Raw genomic sequence first — 14,650 nt, 5'->3', positions numbered from 1 at the left:
CATGGATATAGTTCAGTTCGACCCCAATGATACGGCTCTGGTGGACGCCATCAAAAAGATCCCCGCTTTCAACCCCCTGACTGGGCCGTTGCTCAATGAGGTTATGAAGACGGTGACCATCCGCGACTATGACAAGCGGGAGGCGATCATCAATCAGGGAGAGTTGGATCAGTGCATGTTTTTTCTGATGAAAGGCAAACTTTCTGTTCAGGTGGATGGTATCGAGGTCGGCGTACTGGACAAGCCGAACGCGGTGTTTGGTGAAATGGGCATCGTGGATTCCTCGCCTCGGTCGGCGTCTGTGCTGGCCAGACGGCCCGCTCGTTGTCTCGCGTTGGACATAAGTTTTTTTGATGAATTGGAAGGTCGCGCCAAGCTGGCGGTGCAGGCGTTTTTCTACAAGATGTTTTACGAAATTCTGGTCAAGCGGCTCAGGGAGGCAAACGAACGTATTGCCGATCTGGATATGCAGAAGGCCGTGATGGAAAACATGGAAATCTAACCTCGGAGAACCTCAGTGGCTTTGCACGAACTGGCCGGAAAACCCGCGCCTCAGGAAATCCTGACCAATATCCCCCGTCTTGTTTCCGCATACTACCGGACCAAACCCGATCCGACCGATCCCGGCTGCCGCATTTCCTTTGGCACGTCCGGACACCGCGGTTGCTCGCTGGACGGTAGCTTCAATGAAGATCATATCCTTGCCGTGTCTCAAGCTGTCTGTGAGTACCGCGCTTCGGCAGGCATTGTCGGGCCACTTCATCTCGGAATGGATACCCACGCCCTGAGTGAGCCTGCGCTGGCTTCCGCGCTGGAAGTCTTCGCGGCTAACGGTGTGACCGTTCGTATTCAGGAAGGCCTCGGCTACACGCCCACCCCTGTCATCTCCCACGCCATCCTCACCTGGAATCGCGACCATGCTTCCAGTCTCGCTGACGGCGTGGTGATCACCCCGTCCCACAACCCGCCTCGCGACGGCGGTTACAAGTACAACCCGCCCGAGGGCGGCCCGGCCGGAACCGATGTGACCGGCACCATCCAGAAGCGGGCCAACGAGATTCTCGAAGGTGACCTCGCGGATGTAAAGCGTATCCCCTTTGAGCGTGCTCTCAAGCTGGATACAACCATTCACTACGACTACATCACGCCATATATTTCCGACTTACGGAACGTAGTGGATATGGAGCTGCTCGCGTCTTCCGATCTCAAGATCGGTGTGGACCCCATGGGCGGCTCGGGCATCGCTTTCTGGGAGCCCATGGCCGAGATGTACGGTCTGGACATGACCATCACCAACCGCGCCATTGATCCCTCTTTTTCCTTCATGACCGTGGACCGTGACGGCAAGATCCGTATGGATTGTTCCTCGCCGTGGGCCATGGCCTCGCTCATTGAGCACAAGGACAGTTATGATATCGCCTTTGGCAACGATCCGGATTACGACCGCCACGGTATCGTGACGCGCAGCTCCGGTCTGCTCAATCCGAACCATTACCTTTCCGTTGCCATCGAATATCTTTTCTCTCATCGTCCGGGCTGGAGCCCGGAGGCCGCCATCGGCAAGACGCTGGTTTCCAGCTCCATGATCGACCGTGTAGCCAATGACTTGGGCCGTCGCATGAGCGAGGTGCCTGTCGGTTTCAAGTGGTTCGTGGATGGACTGCTCGATGGTTCCTGCGCCTTTGGAGGCGAAGAGTCTGCCGGAGCCAGCTTTGTTCGCTTTGATGGTTCTGTGTGGACCACGGACAAGGACGGCATTATCATGAATCTGCTTGCTGCCGAGATCACTGCCCGTACCAGCCTCGATCCGGGTGAGCTTTACCGTGCGCTTGAAGATAAACACGGCTCCCCCGTGTACGAGCGCATTCAGGCTCCGGCCAACCGCGAGCAGAAGGCGGCGTTCAAGTCCCTGACTTCGGAGAAGGTCACTGCCGATACCCTCGCGGGCGAGGAAATCACGGCCAAACTGACCCATGCACCGGGTAACGGTGCAGCCATTGGCGGCCTCAAGGTGACGACAGAGAATGGTTGGTTCGCGGCGCGTCCGTCCGGCACCGAGGATATCTACAAGATTTATGCGGAGTCCTTTAAGGGTGAGGAGCACCTGAAGCAGATTCAGGAAGAAGCGCAGGAGATCGTCAGTTCTCTGTTCTAGGAAAAGTTCATTGCAACGTAAAAAGGGCCGCCCAGTTGGACGGCCCTTTTTTTATTGCTGTGCCTGATCAGGACAGCTCTCACCCTTCATGGGGACAGCAGCCTTTACGAGTGGCTTTTCGTACGGTGTTTCATGGGCAGGGGTATCACTATTGCGTTTCTTCATTCGGGCACGGGCTGACATGATCACGCCCGAAGCACTGAAAATGGTAAGGGCGATGAAAGCGACATGCATGGCTTCCACGTATACAGGAGCATTGCCTTCGTGCAGGGCGTGGGGACCGATGATGATGGCAAAGACGCCGCTGATGAAGACGAGGCTGACAGTCATGCCGGTGGTGCGCATGGCGGCGACCACGGCAGAGGCTACCCCGTAATGTTGTTTCTCCACTGCGCCCATGATCACGGCCATGTTGGCGGTGGCGAAGATTGCGCTACCTGCGCCGCAGAGGCCGAGCAGGACGACGACGTGGAGTATGGATACCTCGTTGCCAAGGAAGATGGCTGCGCCGAGGCCCAGCGTGGCGAGGCCCATGCCGATGGTTGCCACCTTGTGCGGTGCCCAGCGTTCGCACCAGTTGCCGCTGACCAGTGAGAAAATCACCTGCATCAGGGGCTGCGCCATGAGTACGATACCAGCTTCACTGGCGGTCATCCCCTGAGATATCTGCAAGTAGAGCGAGATCAGGAAGGTCACACCAAAGGTGGCAGAGTAGCTGATGAACTGCACCGCGCTGCCAAGGGAAAAGGACGGGTTGCTGCGGAATAGTTTCATGTCCAGCAGCGGACTTTTGGCCCGGTTTTCCCACAAAACAAATGCGATCAGGGCGACGATACCGCCAGCCAACATTATCTGCCCGGTTGGGTTATGCAGTTGGGAGCCACCCTGCGAGAGAAAGATCATGCCAAGGGCGATGAGGATCGCGCCCAACGGGTCAAAGCGGATGCCTTTGGTGATCACAGGTCGGACGGGCAACGTCTTGAGGGAGAGGAGGAACACCAGTGCGCACGGAATACCGCCGGCCCAAAAGACCCATCTCCAACCCCAGTGGGTGACGATCATGCCGCCAAGCCACGGCCCGGCAGAGAGGCCGAGGTATACACCAGCCGAAGCGATGCCGAGGGCCTTGGCCCGGCCAGGACCGGGGTAGAGGTCGGCAAGGATGGCGAGACCGGTGGACACGAGCATTGCACCACCGCAGCCCTGAAAGACGCGGAGGATGATGAACTGGTCCATGCTGGTGCACATGGGCAGCACGAAGCTGACAATAGTGAAGAGCAGTACGCCCATGGCGAACGTTGCGCCACGACCAATCTTGTCGGCCAGCTTGGTGACTGGAAAGAGGAGCATGGCCACGGCGGAGATATAGCCTGATTCCACCAGTCCGAGCTGAGAAGCGCTGGCGCCGAACTCGCGGCCAAGGGCAGGCACGGCCACGGCCACAGCGGAAAGCATGAAGACCAGAGCGAACTGGGTTACGGTGATGGTATAGAGTCCGGCGGTGCGTTCATCTGCTTTAAACATTGCACCCCTCCTTGATAGCGTTGTCCAGATTGTCGAGAACCCGGTCCATAAGTGTGAGCAATTGTATCTTCTCTTCTGTGGTGAAGCCTTTAAGCATCAGTTCATTCTGCTCATCGAGAATGGCAAGTACGTCGTCAATCAGAGCGTTTGCCTTGTCCGTGGGATAGACCAGCTTTTGACGTCGATTCTCAGGGTTTTCCTTGCGGGTGATGAGCCCTGCATCTTCCATTCCCTTGAGGGTTCGGGCTGTGGCAGCGCGATGGACGCGAATGGATGTCGCCAATTCGTCCTGCGTCTGTCCGGCCTGCGTGGCAACGCCGAGCAGGTAGGGAAGCTGGCCATGGCACAGGCCAAGCGCAGCCAGCTTTTTGTCCAGGAGACAGGCGTTGGTCCTGAATATGCGGGCAGCCCGGTAGCTTGGGCTTTTCTTTTTTGTCTCTTTGAAGATCATGTATGAAAACCGTTTTTGTTGACTTGTTAACAATTGAGAAGAGGGGTTCTACGGAAGGATTGTTGCATTGTCAACAATTGAAATGAGAATTCATGAAATTGTCGCAGACGCAGGAATAGCCGGGCTTTATCAAGAGGCTCGGCCATTCTTGCGCACCACTTCAAGCGAAGCGAGCGACAAAAAGTTCAGGAGGAAGTTGGGAACGCCCGTCCGGCGAGGTTTCACCGGACGGCATTCTTAATTTCTAAACACGCGGGGAATCTTGGCGGTGTCTTCCAATCGGTAGCCAGCCTTGGCGATGAGATCGCGGAGCGCATCGGACGCTTCGAAATCCTTGGCTTCGCGTGCCTTCTGACGATCGGCGAGCATGCCCTGGACATTCTCGGGCAACTCGGAAAGCGGGACGGGCATGCGGGCATGATCGAGGATACCGAGAATACCGTCCACGACCATCAACTCGTCGAGGCAATGCTTGGCAGCGGCACCGGAGAGGGAACCTGCAGCGGACCAGCCATTGACCTGCTTCACGAACTTGAAGAGCACGGGCCAGAAATGGTGGAGGGATACATCCTCATCCATGGCGGTGCGGAATCCGGCTTTGAGGTCGAACACGGCCTGTTCCACATCCGAGGGCAGGGAATCGCCCTTGGTGGCGGCAGCCAGCGTCAGCATGGCGGCAGCTTCCTGCACCTTGCGCCAGTTGCGAGCCCACATGGAGAGGGTGTCGTCACTGGCGCAGAGCGGCTTGCGGGTTGCCACGGACAGGAGCCAGAGACGGGCTGCGCGATAACCGCCGAGTTTTTCGGCCACTGAGTCAAGGGTGTCGTCGGGGGCGCTGGGAGCCTGATGACCGACCATCCATGCCTGAAGCTCGCGACCGGCGGTGGACCAGATGGCGCGGAGGTTTTCGAGATGGGGGAAGCGATGTTTCTCGCTGCCGATCATGATGTCGATGCGCGGCAGGGCGGTGAGGGCCGTGGCCGCATGTTGCAGGAACCATGTCGGGCGCACGTTGCCCCATTGGGTTTCGAGCACTTCGCCGCGCTTCAGGTCGAGGAGCGAGGCGCGCTTGAGCAGGGTGAAGTCCAGCGGATTGTCCTTGACGTAGGCATCAAGATCCACAGTGCGGCCGCCGGAGACTTTGTCCATGTCCGTGGTGGTGATTTCACCATAACGCTTGTCACGGAACACGTCGAAGTAGACCGAGCGCAGCTTCTCGTAGGCGAGCCCTTTGCCGAGGAGCTTTTTGCACAGGTCGAGGGAAATGTCGTTGCTGGCCGAGGAGAGGGGGAAATTGACCGTGTCGGCCACGCCCACCTGGCTGGCGCGGGCGAGGATAACGTTCTTGAGATCTGATGCGAACTCTTCGCGCGAGGCATTGCGTTCACGGGCGGCGGCCAGGGTGCGGTCGTCCATATCGGTCAGACCGACAGCCGTGTCGCATTTGACGCCACGGGAGGCGAGATGGCGGGTAAGCACGTCCAACAGGATCACGCGTCGCCATGCGTCCAGACCATCGGGGTTATCGAGGCTGGGACCCATTGTGTAAATGCCGAGGCCCGCTCCGGTGTTCAGATGCTTGTGCGCGCCGGTGGCCATGTCAAAGACCGTGATGCCGCTGCCAGCCTGCTGCCTGTAAAGATGAGTGGAAAGATAACGCTCGCCGCTGTCCGGGAAGACAACGACAATGGTGCCGGATTCGATGCGCTCAGCCAGTTGGAGCGCTCCGCCCATGGCCGCGCCGGAGCTCATGCCCACGAAGAGGCCTTCCTCTTTGGCGAGGCGGCGGCAGTTGTCAAAGGCGGTCTCGTCGTCCACGTGCAGGATTTCATCCAGCGCGGTCTTGTCGTAGATGCCGGGCGGGTATGACTCCAGCATGTTCTTGAGGCCCTGAATCTTGTGGCCTGCGTATGGCTCAACAGCGGCAACGTGCACGTTGCCTTCCTCGTGAAGTCGTTTGGCGATGCCCATGGCTGTACCGGAAGTGCCCAGCGTCATGACGCAGTGGGTGACTGTGCCGTCGGTTTGCTCCCAGATTTCTTTGCCGGTGCCGTTGTAGTGGGCATCGATGGAGGCGAGGTTGTTGTACTGGTCCATGAGGACGTACTTCTCAGGCTCCTCACGGGCGTAACGGTATGCCTGCTCAATGGCGCCGTCCGTGGCGAGGTGCCCGGGCGTCAGCTCCAGCTCAGCACCGTAGGCGGCCATGATCATCTTGCGCTCTTCACTGGCGGTCTCGGGCATGAGCAGCTTGATGCGGTAACCCTTGATGGCCGCGACCATGGCGAGGCCCACGCCGGTGTTGCCGGAGGTTGCCTCGATGATGATCTTGTCTTTGGTCAATTCACCGGAAGCCTCGGCTGCCGCAATCATGCCGGCAGCGACCCGGTCTTTGACGGATCCGCCGGGATTCTGGGCCTCGATCTTCGCCAAAATCTTGACGTGCGGGTTGGGATTAAGGTGGCGAATTTCCACCAACGGCGTATCGCCGATGAGCGCAAGCAGGTCTTTATTCATGTCATTCCCCTGAAATCATGGGCAAAGTGATTTTTTGTCGTTCCAGCAAGGTAGGGCAAAAAACGGGTTCGTGCAACTGGCACATAACGTGCAAATGCATGGCAGCGAAAAGTGAAAACCATAATAAGAGGAATCGGCATGACCGCGTACCCGTTTTTACAGGACAACATCGAGTATCTCCAGCGCACCGGAAACCCCATTTATCAGTGGCTCTCCACTCAGGAGTTCAAGGAAGAGCTGTTGATCAACAACATCTTCATCAATGAGCTGGGTATTCATGACTGGCGCATGGAGAGCGGCAAGGGCATGTTCGAAACCCTGCCGCCGGACGGGTTGTACGGAACGTGGCTGAGCAGCGAGAAACCGGAGAGCTCCGCCACTTTCATCGTGGGCGCGAACCTCGGATACGGCGTCAACCATGTGCTGGCCAATACTCCTGATTCCCACAAGGTCATGCTCATCGAGCCGCGCGCGGAAATGCTGTTGGCCTGCCTCGGTCAGACCGATTACCGCCCGTTCTTCGAAGCCAAGAAATTTCACATCATGGTTCCGGATCAGGATTACATCTATGAAGTGATCCGCAATCTGGACCTGCAGTTCGTGTACGGTCAGATTCACCTCAAGGGCGATATCGCCAGCCAGCAGCTGGGTCCCGAGTACGCCCAGTGGGCCAGGATCGTCCGCGACAAGCTGGAGAACTTTTCGCTTGAGCTGTCCACGCTTCGTTTCAAACAGGATGTTATGGTCGGCAATGAGATTCGCAACTTCAAGCGCGCCCTGTCCGATGGCTCCCTCAAGGAGATGGAAGGCAAGGCCGGCGGCGTCGGTGCGGTCATCCTCGGTGCCGGTCCTTCGCTGGAGAAACATGCTCCTGACCTGAAGAAGAGTCGCAGCCATGTCCTTTATACCTGTGCGCTCCAGACCGTTCCGGTTCTGCAGAACATGGGCATCAAGCCGCATTTCTGCCTCGCCATCGATTACGATAAGACCCTGCTCGACGTGTTCGAACGTCTTGATCCCGACTTCGTGCAGGATATCCCGCTGATTTACTCCACCAAGGTCAATCCTGATATCTTGAAGCGGTACACCGGTCCCACTATCCCGTTGTGGACGGTTGGCGGCATGGGTACCTATGTCATGAAGGATCATGATCTGGTGCTGGATGCTGGCGGTAACGTCTCGGTGACGCTCTCCCGTTTCCTGCGCCGTTGCGGCGTGTCCCACATCTGCATGGTCGGTCAGGACTACGCATGGCTGGGCAACCGGTCTCACTCCAGCGGGCACCATAGCCGCTACGTGGATATCCCGCTGCAGCACTTCCACCAGCACACCACCAACATGGATGGTGAGGAAATTCTGACCACGATTCAGTACATGACCGCCAAGCGAGAGGTGGAGGACGACCTTCGTCAGTCTCCGTTCCCGGTCTACAATATTTACGGCGGTGGTGTTGAAATCAAGGGCACAAAGGCCATCGACATCAACACGGCTTATAAGGAAGGTATCCTTGCTTCGGCTCCCGGCAGCGTGGATCGCTTCATGACCGAGCTCATGGCGTGTCGCGACAAGGGCAAGGAAATGCCGCTTGAGCCGCGTGGGCCCATGTGGTCCACCTCCTTGCGTAACGCCGAAAAGCATCTCGCCAAGCTGTTCCGCAATCTCAAGGAGAATCAGCAGGCAATCCATGAGACCATGAATCGCGTGGAAATGTTCATCAAGCAGGACCCGCTGTACATGCCGTATCTCTTTAACGAAGCCATCGACATGGCCGGATTGACCCGCGCCAAGTTCGAATACGAGCCCAAGGATTTCCCCGAGTTCAAGCGCATCGCAAAGTGCGTGATGAAAAAAGTCCGTGAAATCGACCGTTTGGTCTGTGTTGATATCAAGAAGGCACGGCAGGCTGTGGCATAACGTCTGCTCGACTGGAGAAGAAGTCAGAAAGGCCGTCCGTATGGGCGGCTTTTTTGTTTCTAATATGGTACAGACCCTAATTAGGTTATGAAGGCAGTATCCGGACTACGTTAACAGGCGGTGAGAAATGCGTTTACGGTTTATTGCGGTCGCTTTGCTATTCCTTTTTTGTTCAGCGCATGTGGCATCCGGTCAGGAGCCCGTAAAACTACGAATTTTTACCGAGTCATATCCTCCTTACAACTATATGGAGCACGGCCGTTTGATTGGATTGTCGACGGATATCATCGTTGAAATCATCGAGCGGATTGGCATGAAAGATTCTACAACAATCGAATTGGAGCCGTGGGCAAGAGGGTACAATGAAGTGCTCAATTCAAAAAATGCGGCCATATACGGGACGGTGCAAAGCCCGGGACGAATGGATAAATTCAAATGGGTGTGTCCGATTGGCTGTGCCCAGATCGGTGTTCTGGCTCGGAAAGATGATGGCATCGTCCTTAAATCGCTTGTGGATTTTCAAAAGTATCGCATCGGTGTGGTTCGTGAGGATATCGGCCATCAGCTGATTCGTGGTTTTGTTCCTGAGAGATATCTTGATATTGCCAACTCATCGGAATCCAATTGGAAGAAATTGCAGGATGGGCGGATTGATCTGTTTGTGTACGACGCCAAAGTGGCAGCCTATGCGCTCAAATACCTCGGATTCGATCCCGACAAGTATGAGGTGGTCTATTCTTTGAAGAAATATCCGCTGTGTATCGCATTCAACAAGAATGCAGACGAAACTATTGTAAATGCTTTCCAGAAGGAATTGGACGCGCTCATTCAGGAGCGCGATTTGGAGGTCTGCTACTAAATATTGCCTCCGTTTAAGAATCACTCCAAGCGGGCTCTGTCTTTATGTTTCTTGGCACAACTTATGCTTTCTTACGCATTGGGAAAAAAATGCCAATTCAACATAATGACAAGGTGGGACACCATGGCCATCAATCCGTACGGCGTGGGAAGCTATTCCAACAGTTATTCTTTGCTTCAGACTCTGAGTTCTCAATCCGAAACGCAGAGCAGCGACAGCACGACAGATTCTTCCAGCGCAAATTGGAAGACGCAGATTCGCAATTCCATCAATGCAATTCTTGCCGACGTGCCCAAAGGGGATGACGGCAAGCTCTCCTTTGATGATGTCGATACCTACCGCAAGAGCCTTGAAGAGAAGTGGGATGAAGAGGTCAAGGCTGACCTTGAGAAGCTCGGCGTTGATCCGGATTCCAAGTACCCGCTGACATGGGACCCCACGACCGGAAAGGTTATCGTGCAGGAAGGTCACCCCGACAAGGCGGTCATCGACAAGTATTTCGAGGACAATCCTGACAAGGTTGAAGAGTTCCAGAAGATCATCCAGCTCGGAAAGCTCACCAGTACGTCGCGCTCCACGCTTTCTCCCACCGAAATGCGTCAGAGCATCCAGCAGCAGTCCATGGCGTGGTGGTATGAAGACAACTCAGACCCGCGCACCTGGTTCAGCGGTGGTTCTTCCCTGATGGGTTTTGGTTCATCCGCATACACCGGGTTGAACATCACGGTCTAAGCAGTATTTCATCGCAAAAAAACGCCCCTCTCATCACATCGGATGAGAGGGGCGTTTTTGTTTTCGATGGGGCAGCAACTATGCGGAGTGGTGCTCCTTGATGTAGCGTTCCAGTCGATCCATGCCTTCGCGGATGTTCTCGATGGAGTTGGCATAGGAGAAGCGGATAAAACCTTCTGCCCCCTCGCCGAAGTCGATGCCGGGGGTCACGCCGATTTTGGCCTTTTCAAGGATGTCGTAAGCCAGCTTCAAGGAAGAGCCGTCGAACTTTTCAGCCAGATGGCGCATGTTCACCAGCGCATAGAATGCTCCGGTGGGATCATGTTTGATGTTGAAACCCATGCCCTTGAGACGTTCGAGCATGTACACCCGGCGCTCGTTGTAGATTTCCTTCATGCGGGCCACGTCCAGTTCTGCTTCCTTGAGCGCGGCCACGCCGCCCCACTGTGCCATGGTGTTGGCTGAGATGAAGAAGTTCTGACACATGACCTGAAGGGTGCGGACGAAATCCGCAGGCGCGATCAGGTAGCCGAGACGCCAGCCGGTCATGGCGTAGAGCTTGGAAAAACCGTTCATCACGAAGCAGCGGTCCGTGTACTCGAGTATGGAGTGCTCCTTCCCCTCGTAGACGAGGCCGTGGTAAATTTCGTCGGAGAAAATCCAGATGCCTTTCTCCTCGGCCAGATCGGCAATGGCCTGCATGCGCTCGGGCGAGAGCAGGGTGCCGGTGGGGTTGGCCGGAGAGTTGATGAGGATCGCCTTCACGCCGGGGTTGGCGTCGATGGCCTCGCGGATGGCGGAGACGCGGTACTGGAAGGAGTCGTCCTCGGAGACTGCGACCTTGACCGGTTCGGCCCCGGCATAGGTGATGAAATTGTCATAGCAGGCGTAGCACGGGTCAGAGGTGATGACCTTGTCGCCGTCCTCCAGAAGTGCCGTGAAGAGGGTGAGCATGGCCGGGCTGGTACCCTGCGTGACCACGATGTTGGCCGGGTCGACCGTGACGCCATAGCGTTTCTTGTGGTCTTCGGCGATGGCCTCGCGCAGCTCCATGATGCCCAGCGAATGGGTGTAGTGGGTGTGGCCGTTGTCCAGCGCACGACAGGAAGCTCGCTTGATGCAGTCCGGGGTGTCGAAGTCCGGCTCGCCGATCTGCATGTGGATGATGTGTTCGCCCGCTCGCTCCATTTCCTGCGCTTTCTCCAGAATCTCCATGACAAGGAACGGGGTCAGATCGCAACAGCGTTTGGAAATGCTCATCTCTTCTCTCTCTTCTATGTACGAAACCCGCCCCGTGTCACAAAGGACGCAGGGCGGGGTGTCTGTTCAACTATAACTGATCGGTAACTATCTAGGCGATTTCCACCACTGTGATGTCAAAGCACAGGGTCTGGCCTGCCAGGGGATGGTTGCCGTCCAGAGTGACCATCTCGTCGTCGAAAGCGGTCACGCGCACGTAGGCGGGCTGGCCGTCCTGAGTGCGGATTTCCAGCATGATGCCTTCTTCCAGTTCCACGTTAGGAGGCAACTGCTCCTTGCGGACCTGGAACACCAGCTGGTCGTTGGGTTCGCCGTAGCCTTCCTCGGGGGAAACTTCCACGGACACGGAATCGCCCACGGACTTGCCGATGACAGCGCGTTCGAAACCGGCGATGACCATGCCTTCACCAAGCTTGAACTCCAGAGGATCGCGACCTTCGCTGGAATCAAACTGGCTACCGTCTTCTTTCAGGGTGCCGGTGTAGTGAACTTTAACTGTGCTGCCTTTTTGGGCTGTCATAAAAATGCTCCTTATAAATTGTATATGATGCGGCCAAGCCTAACCCAATTGCTGGGAAATGGGAAACGGGCGCAGATTAAAAGTCGAAGTTCAGGACGCCGCGTACTTCGTCCATGGTCTTAATGGCGAATTCGCGTGCCTTCTTGTTGCCCGCGTCCAGAATCTCGGCGACGCGCTCATCGGTGCAGGCATTGCGGCGTTCGTGGAACGGGGTGAGGAATGCTTCCATGGATTCCATGAGTACCTTCTTACAATCAACACAACCCCAAGTGGCGTTTTTGCAGCCTTCCTGAATCTCGGGCAGCTTGGCCGGATCGGTCATGAGCTTGTGGTACGGGTACAGGTTGCAGACTGCGGGATCGCCCGGATCGGACTTGCGTAGACGGCTTTCGTCGGTCTTCATGCTCCGCAGTTTGGGCATGATTTCCTCGATGGGTTCGGAAAGCTGGATAGAGTTGCCGTAGGACTTGGACATCTTGCGACCATCCAGACCGGGCAGTTTGCATTCTTCGGTGAGCATGTCTGCCGGTTCCGGGAACAGTTCGGTCTTGTTCAGGTGGTTGAAACGGCGACCGATCTCACGGGTGAGTTCCAGATGCGGCAACTGATCCTTGCCGACAGGGACTGCGCACGGCTTGTAGAGCAGAATGTCCGCAGCTTGAAGAACCGGGTAACCGAGGAAACCGTAGGTGTTCAGCTTCTTCTCAGCCAACTGGGTCTTCTGTTCCTTGTAGGTGGGGCAACGTTCAAGCCAGCCAAGCGGAGTGGTCATGGAGAAGAGCAGGTGCAGTTCAGCGTGCTCTTTGACCATGGACTGCTGGAAAATCGTACATTTTTCCGGATCAAGGCCGGATGCGACCCAGTCTTTGACCAAGCCGGGGACGAACCCCTTGATCTTGGTAGGATCTGCGTATTCGCTGGTCAGGGCATGCCAGTCGGCCACGAAGAAAAAGCAGTTGTACTCTTCCTGGAGCTTGAGCCAGTTGGCGATGACGCCGAAGTAGTGTCCGAGATGAAGGGGGCCGGTGGGCCGCATGCCAGAGAGAATACGGTTGTTGTCGCTCATGATGAAAATTGTGGTGTTATATGTTGATGCCGAGCAGGTGTGCAGCGCCGCGAACCATGGGAAGGATCACGCCGCCAACCAGATTGTAGCCGGAATACCGCCCGACGATGATGAGACCGATGAGGATCAGGAACCCGTATCGGCTCAGGCTCATGTACTTGTAAGCCATCTGCGGCGGAAGAAAGTACGCCAGAACGTTGCTGCCGTCCAGCGGCGGAATGGGGATGAGGTTGAACACCCCCAGAATCAGATTCACGAACACGCCCGCCTGACAGATCAGGTACAGCGGCACTATCACGTTTTCCGTGGTGGAGCCGGGGGTGAACGGAATGGATGTCATGATGTGGATGGCCACGGCAAAGATGGCGGCCAGTATGAAATTGACGCCCGGCCCGGCAATGGCTGTGAGCAGCATGCCCAGACGCGGGTTTCGGAAATAGCGTGGATTCACCGGCACCGGCTTGGCCCAGCCGAACTGGACGATGAAAAAGGCAAGAGTGCCGAATAGATCGAGATGCTTGATGGGGTTGAGGGTCAGCCGTCCTTCGGACTTGGCCGTGGGGTCGCCCAGCAGGTAGGCCACGAAACCGTGTCCCACTTCATGGCAGACCAGGGCCAGGAGCAGTCCTGGTGCAAGGATGGCGTATCGCTGCAACGCCTCGGGTGAAAAGAAATCGAACATTGAGTGCGGCTACCACGTATATGGCCCGCGCCGCAAGGGGAATGTCTGTTACGACCCCGCTGGAGGGGCGCCTAAAGGCTTGCCCGGGACAAAGGGAAACCGCTTGATGGCGTCTAATGTTTCCGGGCTTATATTGATTGCCGGGAGATCCATACGGACCCGGTTCTCCAGGTGCGCCTCGTCGAGTGATTGGGAAAAGGTGGGGTTGGTAGTGATTATGTCCTGGAGTTCGCCTGAGGCGTAAGCTGCTTTCATTCCATGAAGAATGTCATCATGCAGTCGTTGATTGTCTTTGTTGACGTAAAAGAAAAAGGCAAATGGATAGGTGAGCAGAATGCGCTCTTCCACCATGAGATTCTTGTACTTGTCTTTACGGATCGCGTACTCTGAATACGCTTCAAACAGCCCGCGCGGGAACAGGTCCACTCGGTTGGCATCAATCATTCTATACGCCAGTTCGCCTTTGTACACTTCGGTAACGTCGAGGCCTGCCGCTTGAAGAATTTCAACATCCGACCAGCCAAGTCCTTGGACGAAAGTGAAGTCTTTGAGTTCTTCAAGGGTGGAGACGGAAGCGAGCTTGGCTGCTGTTCTTTTGTTCGTCAGCATCACTCTGTGGCCGGAGCCGATGCCGAGCAGGACAGGGACATGGACGGCCAACATGTCTTTTTCATGTTCCGGGCTGGCCCCCATGGTCATGACGTAGTTGTCGTTGGATTCCTTGACGTGCTCGATCCTTCGGAGTTGGGAGGCGTCTGCTGTGTCGATGATGACCTTATATGGCTTGCCGGTCTTGGACAGGGCGAGTTCGAGGAGTCTGCTGTTGTGTCCTTCCCCTGCATTTTCAGGAGATTGCAGAAGATAGACCTCTATCGGTTTTTCCGCATGGCACGGAGTCGCGAACGCCATGAAAAGGGCGATAAGCAGGACGGCAACAGAACGCATGAAATCTCCTTGCAAGCAGATAACA

Annotated in this window: 13 protein-coding genes; 5 read left to right on the top strand and 8 right to left on the bottom strand. The window is 56.2% G+C overall.

The genetic code is table 11. The features are described 5' to 3' along the window. Position 1: 1 nt before the first annotated feature. Together HFN16_RS01170 and pgm are read left to right on the top strand one after the other, a co-directional pair. Complete coding sequence (locus tag HFN16_RS01170) at positions 2-502, top strand: cyclic nucleotide-binding domain-containing protein (RefSeq protein WP_168888957.1); 501 nt, start codon at positions 2-4, stop codon at positions 500-502. A 15-nt stretch (positions 503-517) separates the two neighbouring features. Next, complete coding sequence (pgm, locus tag HFN16_RS01165) at positions 518-2,155, top strand: phosphoglucomutase (alpha-D-glucose-1,6-bisphosphate-dependent) (RefSeq protein WP_168888956.1); 1,638 nt, start codon at positions 518-520, stop codon at positions 2,153-2,155. 51 nt (positions 2,156-2,206) lie between these two features. Here the strand turns inward: pgm and HFN16_RS01160 are convergent, their stop codons facing one another. The 3 genes from HFN16_RS01160 to HFN16_RS01150 form a co-directional block, all read right to left on the bottom strand. Beyond that, positions 2,207-3,679 (bottom strand): MFS transporter, encoded by a 1,473-nt coding sequence (locus HFN16_RS01160; RefSeq protein ID WP_168888955.1) that lies wholly within the window; start codon positions 3,677-3,679, stop codon positions 2,207-2,209. Then, the gene (locus tag HFN16_RS01155; protein ID WP_168888954.1) at positions 3,672-4,130 is read right to left on the bottom strand and encodes a MarR family transcriptional regulator; all 459 of its coding nucleotides are present in this window, start codon (positions 4,128-4,130) and stop codon (positions 3,672-3,674) included. The genes HFN16_RS01160 and HFN16_RS01155 overlap by 8 nt, the downstream gene beginning before the upstream one ends. Positions 4,131-4,367: 237 nt before the next feature. Continuing rightward, positions 4,368-6,647, bottom strand: coding sequence for a cysteine synthase (locus HFN16_RS01150; protein WP_168888953.1), 2,280 nt, complete (start codon positions 6,645-6,647; stop codon positions 4,368-4,370). Between the two features lie 138 nt (positions 6,648-6,785). Here HFN16_RS01150 and HFN16_RS01145 point away from each other — a divergent pair, with 138 nt between their 5' ends. The 3 genes from HFN16_RS01145 (at position 6,786) to HFN16_RS01135 (ending at position 10,152) form a co-directional block, all read left to right on the top strand. Continuing rightward, positions 6,786-8,561 (top strand): 6-hydroxymethylpterin diphosphokinase MptE-like protein, encoded by a 1,776-nt coding sequence (locus tag HFN16_RS01145; protein ID WP_168888952.1) that lies wholly within the window; start codon positions 6,786-6,788, stop codon positions 8,559-8,561. A gap of 262 nt (positions 8,562-8,823) precedes the next feature. Further along, positions 8,824-9,420, top strand: coding sequence for an ABC transporter substrate-binding protein (locus tag HFN16_RS01140; RefSeq protein WP_247648399.1), 597 nt, complete (start codon positions 8,824-8,826; stop codon positions 9,418-9,420). Positions 9,421-9,543: 123 nt separating this feature from the next. Next, positions 9,544-10,152 carry a hypothetical protein gene (locus tag HFN16_RS01135; RefSeq protein ID WP_247648398.1) on the top strand — a complete coding sequence of 203 codons (609 nt, stop codon included), beginning with the start codon at positions 9,544-9,546 and terminating at the stop codon, positions 10,150-10,152. A 78-nt stretch (positions 10,153-10,230) separates the two neighbouring features. On the opposite strand, the gene HFN16_RS01130 is transcribed toward HFN16_RS01135, so the two are convergent. From HFN16_RS01130 to HFN16_RS01110, 5 genes are all read right to left on the bottom strand, one after another. Beyond that, entirely contained in the window at positions 10,231-11,412 is a 1,182-nt protein-coding gene (locus HFN16_RS01130; protein ID WP_168888950.1) for a pyridoxal phosphate-dependent aminotransferase, read from the bottom strand. 91 nt (positions 11,413-11,503) lie between these two features. Beyond that, positions 11,504-11,932, bottom strand: a complete 429-nt coding sequence (locus tag HFN16_RS01125; RefSeq protein WP_168888949.1) for a peptidylprolyl isomerase — start codon at positions 11,930-11,932, stop codon at positions 11,504-11,506. Between the two features lie 76 nt (positions 11,933-12,008). Next, on the bottom strand, positions 12,009-12,998 hold the full coding sequence (gene trpS / locus HFN16_RS01120) for a tryptophan--tRNA ligase (protein WP_168888948.1): 990 nt from the start codon (positions 12,996-12,998) through the stop codon (positions 12,009-12,011). A 16-nt stretch (positions 12,999-13,014) separates the two neighbouring features. Further along, positions 13,015-13,680 (bottom strand): site-2 protease family protein, encoded by a 666-nt coding sequence (locus HFN16_RS01115; RefSeq protein ID WP_168888947.1) that lies wholly within the window; start codon positions 13,678-13,680, stop codon positions 13,015-13,017. 48 nt (positions 13,681-13,728) lie between these two features. Beyond that, positions 13,729-14,625 carry an amino acid ABC transporter substrate-binding protein gene (locus HFN16_RS01110; RefSeq protein ID WP_168888946.1) on the bottom strand — a complete coding sequence of 299 codons (897 nt, stop codon included), beginning with the start codon at positions 14,623-14,625 and terminating at the stop codon, positions 13,729-13,731. Between the last annotated feature and the right edge of the window lie 25 nt (positions 14,626-14,650).

The organism is Pseudodesulfovibrio sp. zrk46 (genome assembly GCF_012516435.1).
Classification (GTDB): Bacteria; Desulfobacterota; Desulfovibrionia; order Desulfovibrionales; family Desulfovibrionaceae; genus Pseudodesulfovibrio.
This window is presented reverse-complemented; position numbering and strand designations above follow the sequence as displayed.

Bases quoted from the DNA above. Each gene is read 5' to 3' on its own strand.
- HFN16_RS01115 (WP_168888947.1), bottom strand. From the start codon at position 13,680: ATGTTCGATTTCTTTTCACCCGAGGCGTTGCAGCGATACGCCATCCTT.
- HFN16_RS01110 (WP_168888946.1), bottom strand. From the start codon at position 14,625: ATGCGTTCTGTTGCCGTCCTGCTTATCGCCCTTTTCATGGCGTTCGCG.
- HFN16_RS01135 (WP_247648398.1), top strand. From the start codon at position 9,544: ATGGCCATCAATCCGTACGGCGTGGGAAGCTATTCCAACAGTTATTCT.
- HFN16_RS01150 (WP_168888953.1), bottom strand. From the start codon at position 6,647: ATGAATAAAGACCTGCTTGCGCTCATCGGCGATACGCCGTTGGTGGAA.
- HFN16_RS01125 (WP_168888949.1), bottom strand. From the start codon at position 11,932: ATGACAGCCCAAAAAGGCAGCACAGTTAAAGTTCACTACACCGGCACC.
- HFN16_RS01155 (WP_168888954.1), bottom strand. From the start codon at position 4,130: ATGATCTTCAAAGAGACAAAAAAGAAAAGCCCAAGCTACCGGGCTGCC.
- trpS (WP_168888948.1), bottom strand. From the start codon at position 12,998: ATGAGCGACAACAACCGTATTCTCTCTGGCATGCGGCCCACCGGCCCC.
- HFN16_RS01130 (WP_168888950.1), bottom strand. From the start codon at position 11,412: ATGAGCATTTCCAAACGCTGTTGCGATCTGACCCCGTTCCTTGTCATG.
- HFN16_RS01160 (WP_168888955.1), bottom strand. From the start codon at position 3,679: ATGTTTAAAGCAGATGAACGCACCGCCGGACTCTATACCATCACCGTA.
- HFN16_RS01145 (WP_168888952.1), top strand. From the start codon at position 6,786: ATGACCGCGTACCCGTTTTTACAGGACAACATCGAGTATCTCCAGCGC.
- HFN16_RS01170 (WP_168888957.1), top strand. From the start codon at position 2: ATGGATATAGTTCAGTTCGACCCCAATGATACGGCTCTGGTGGACGCC.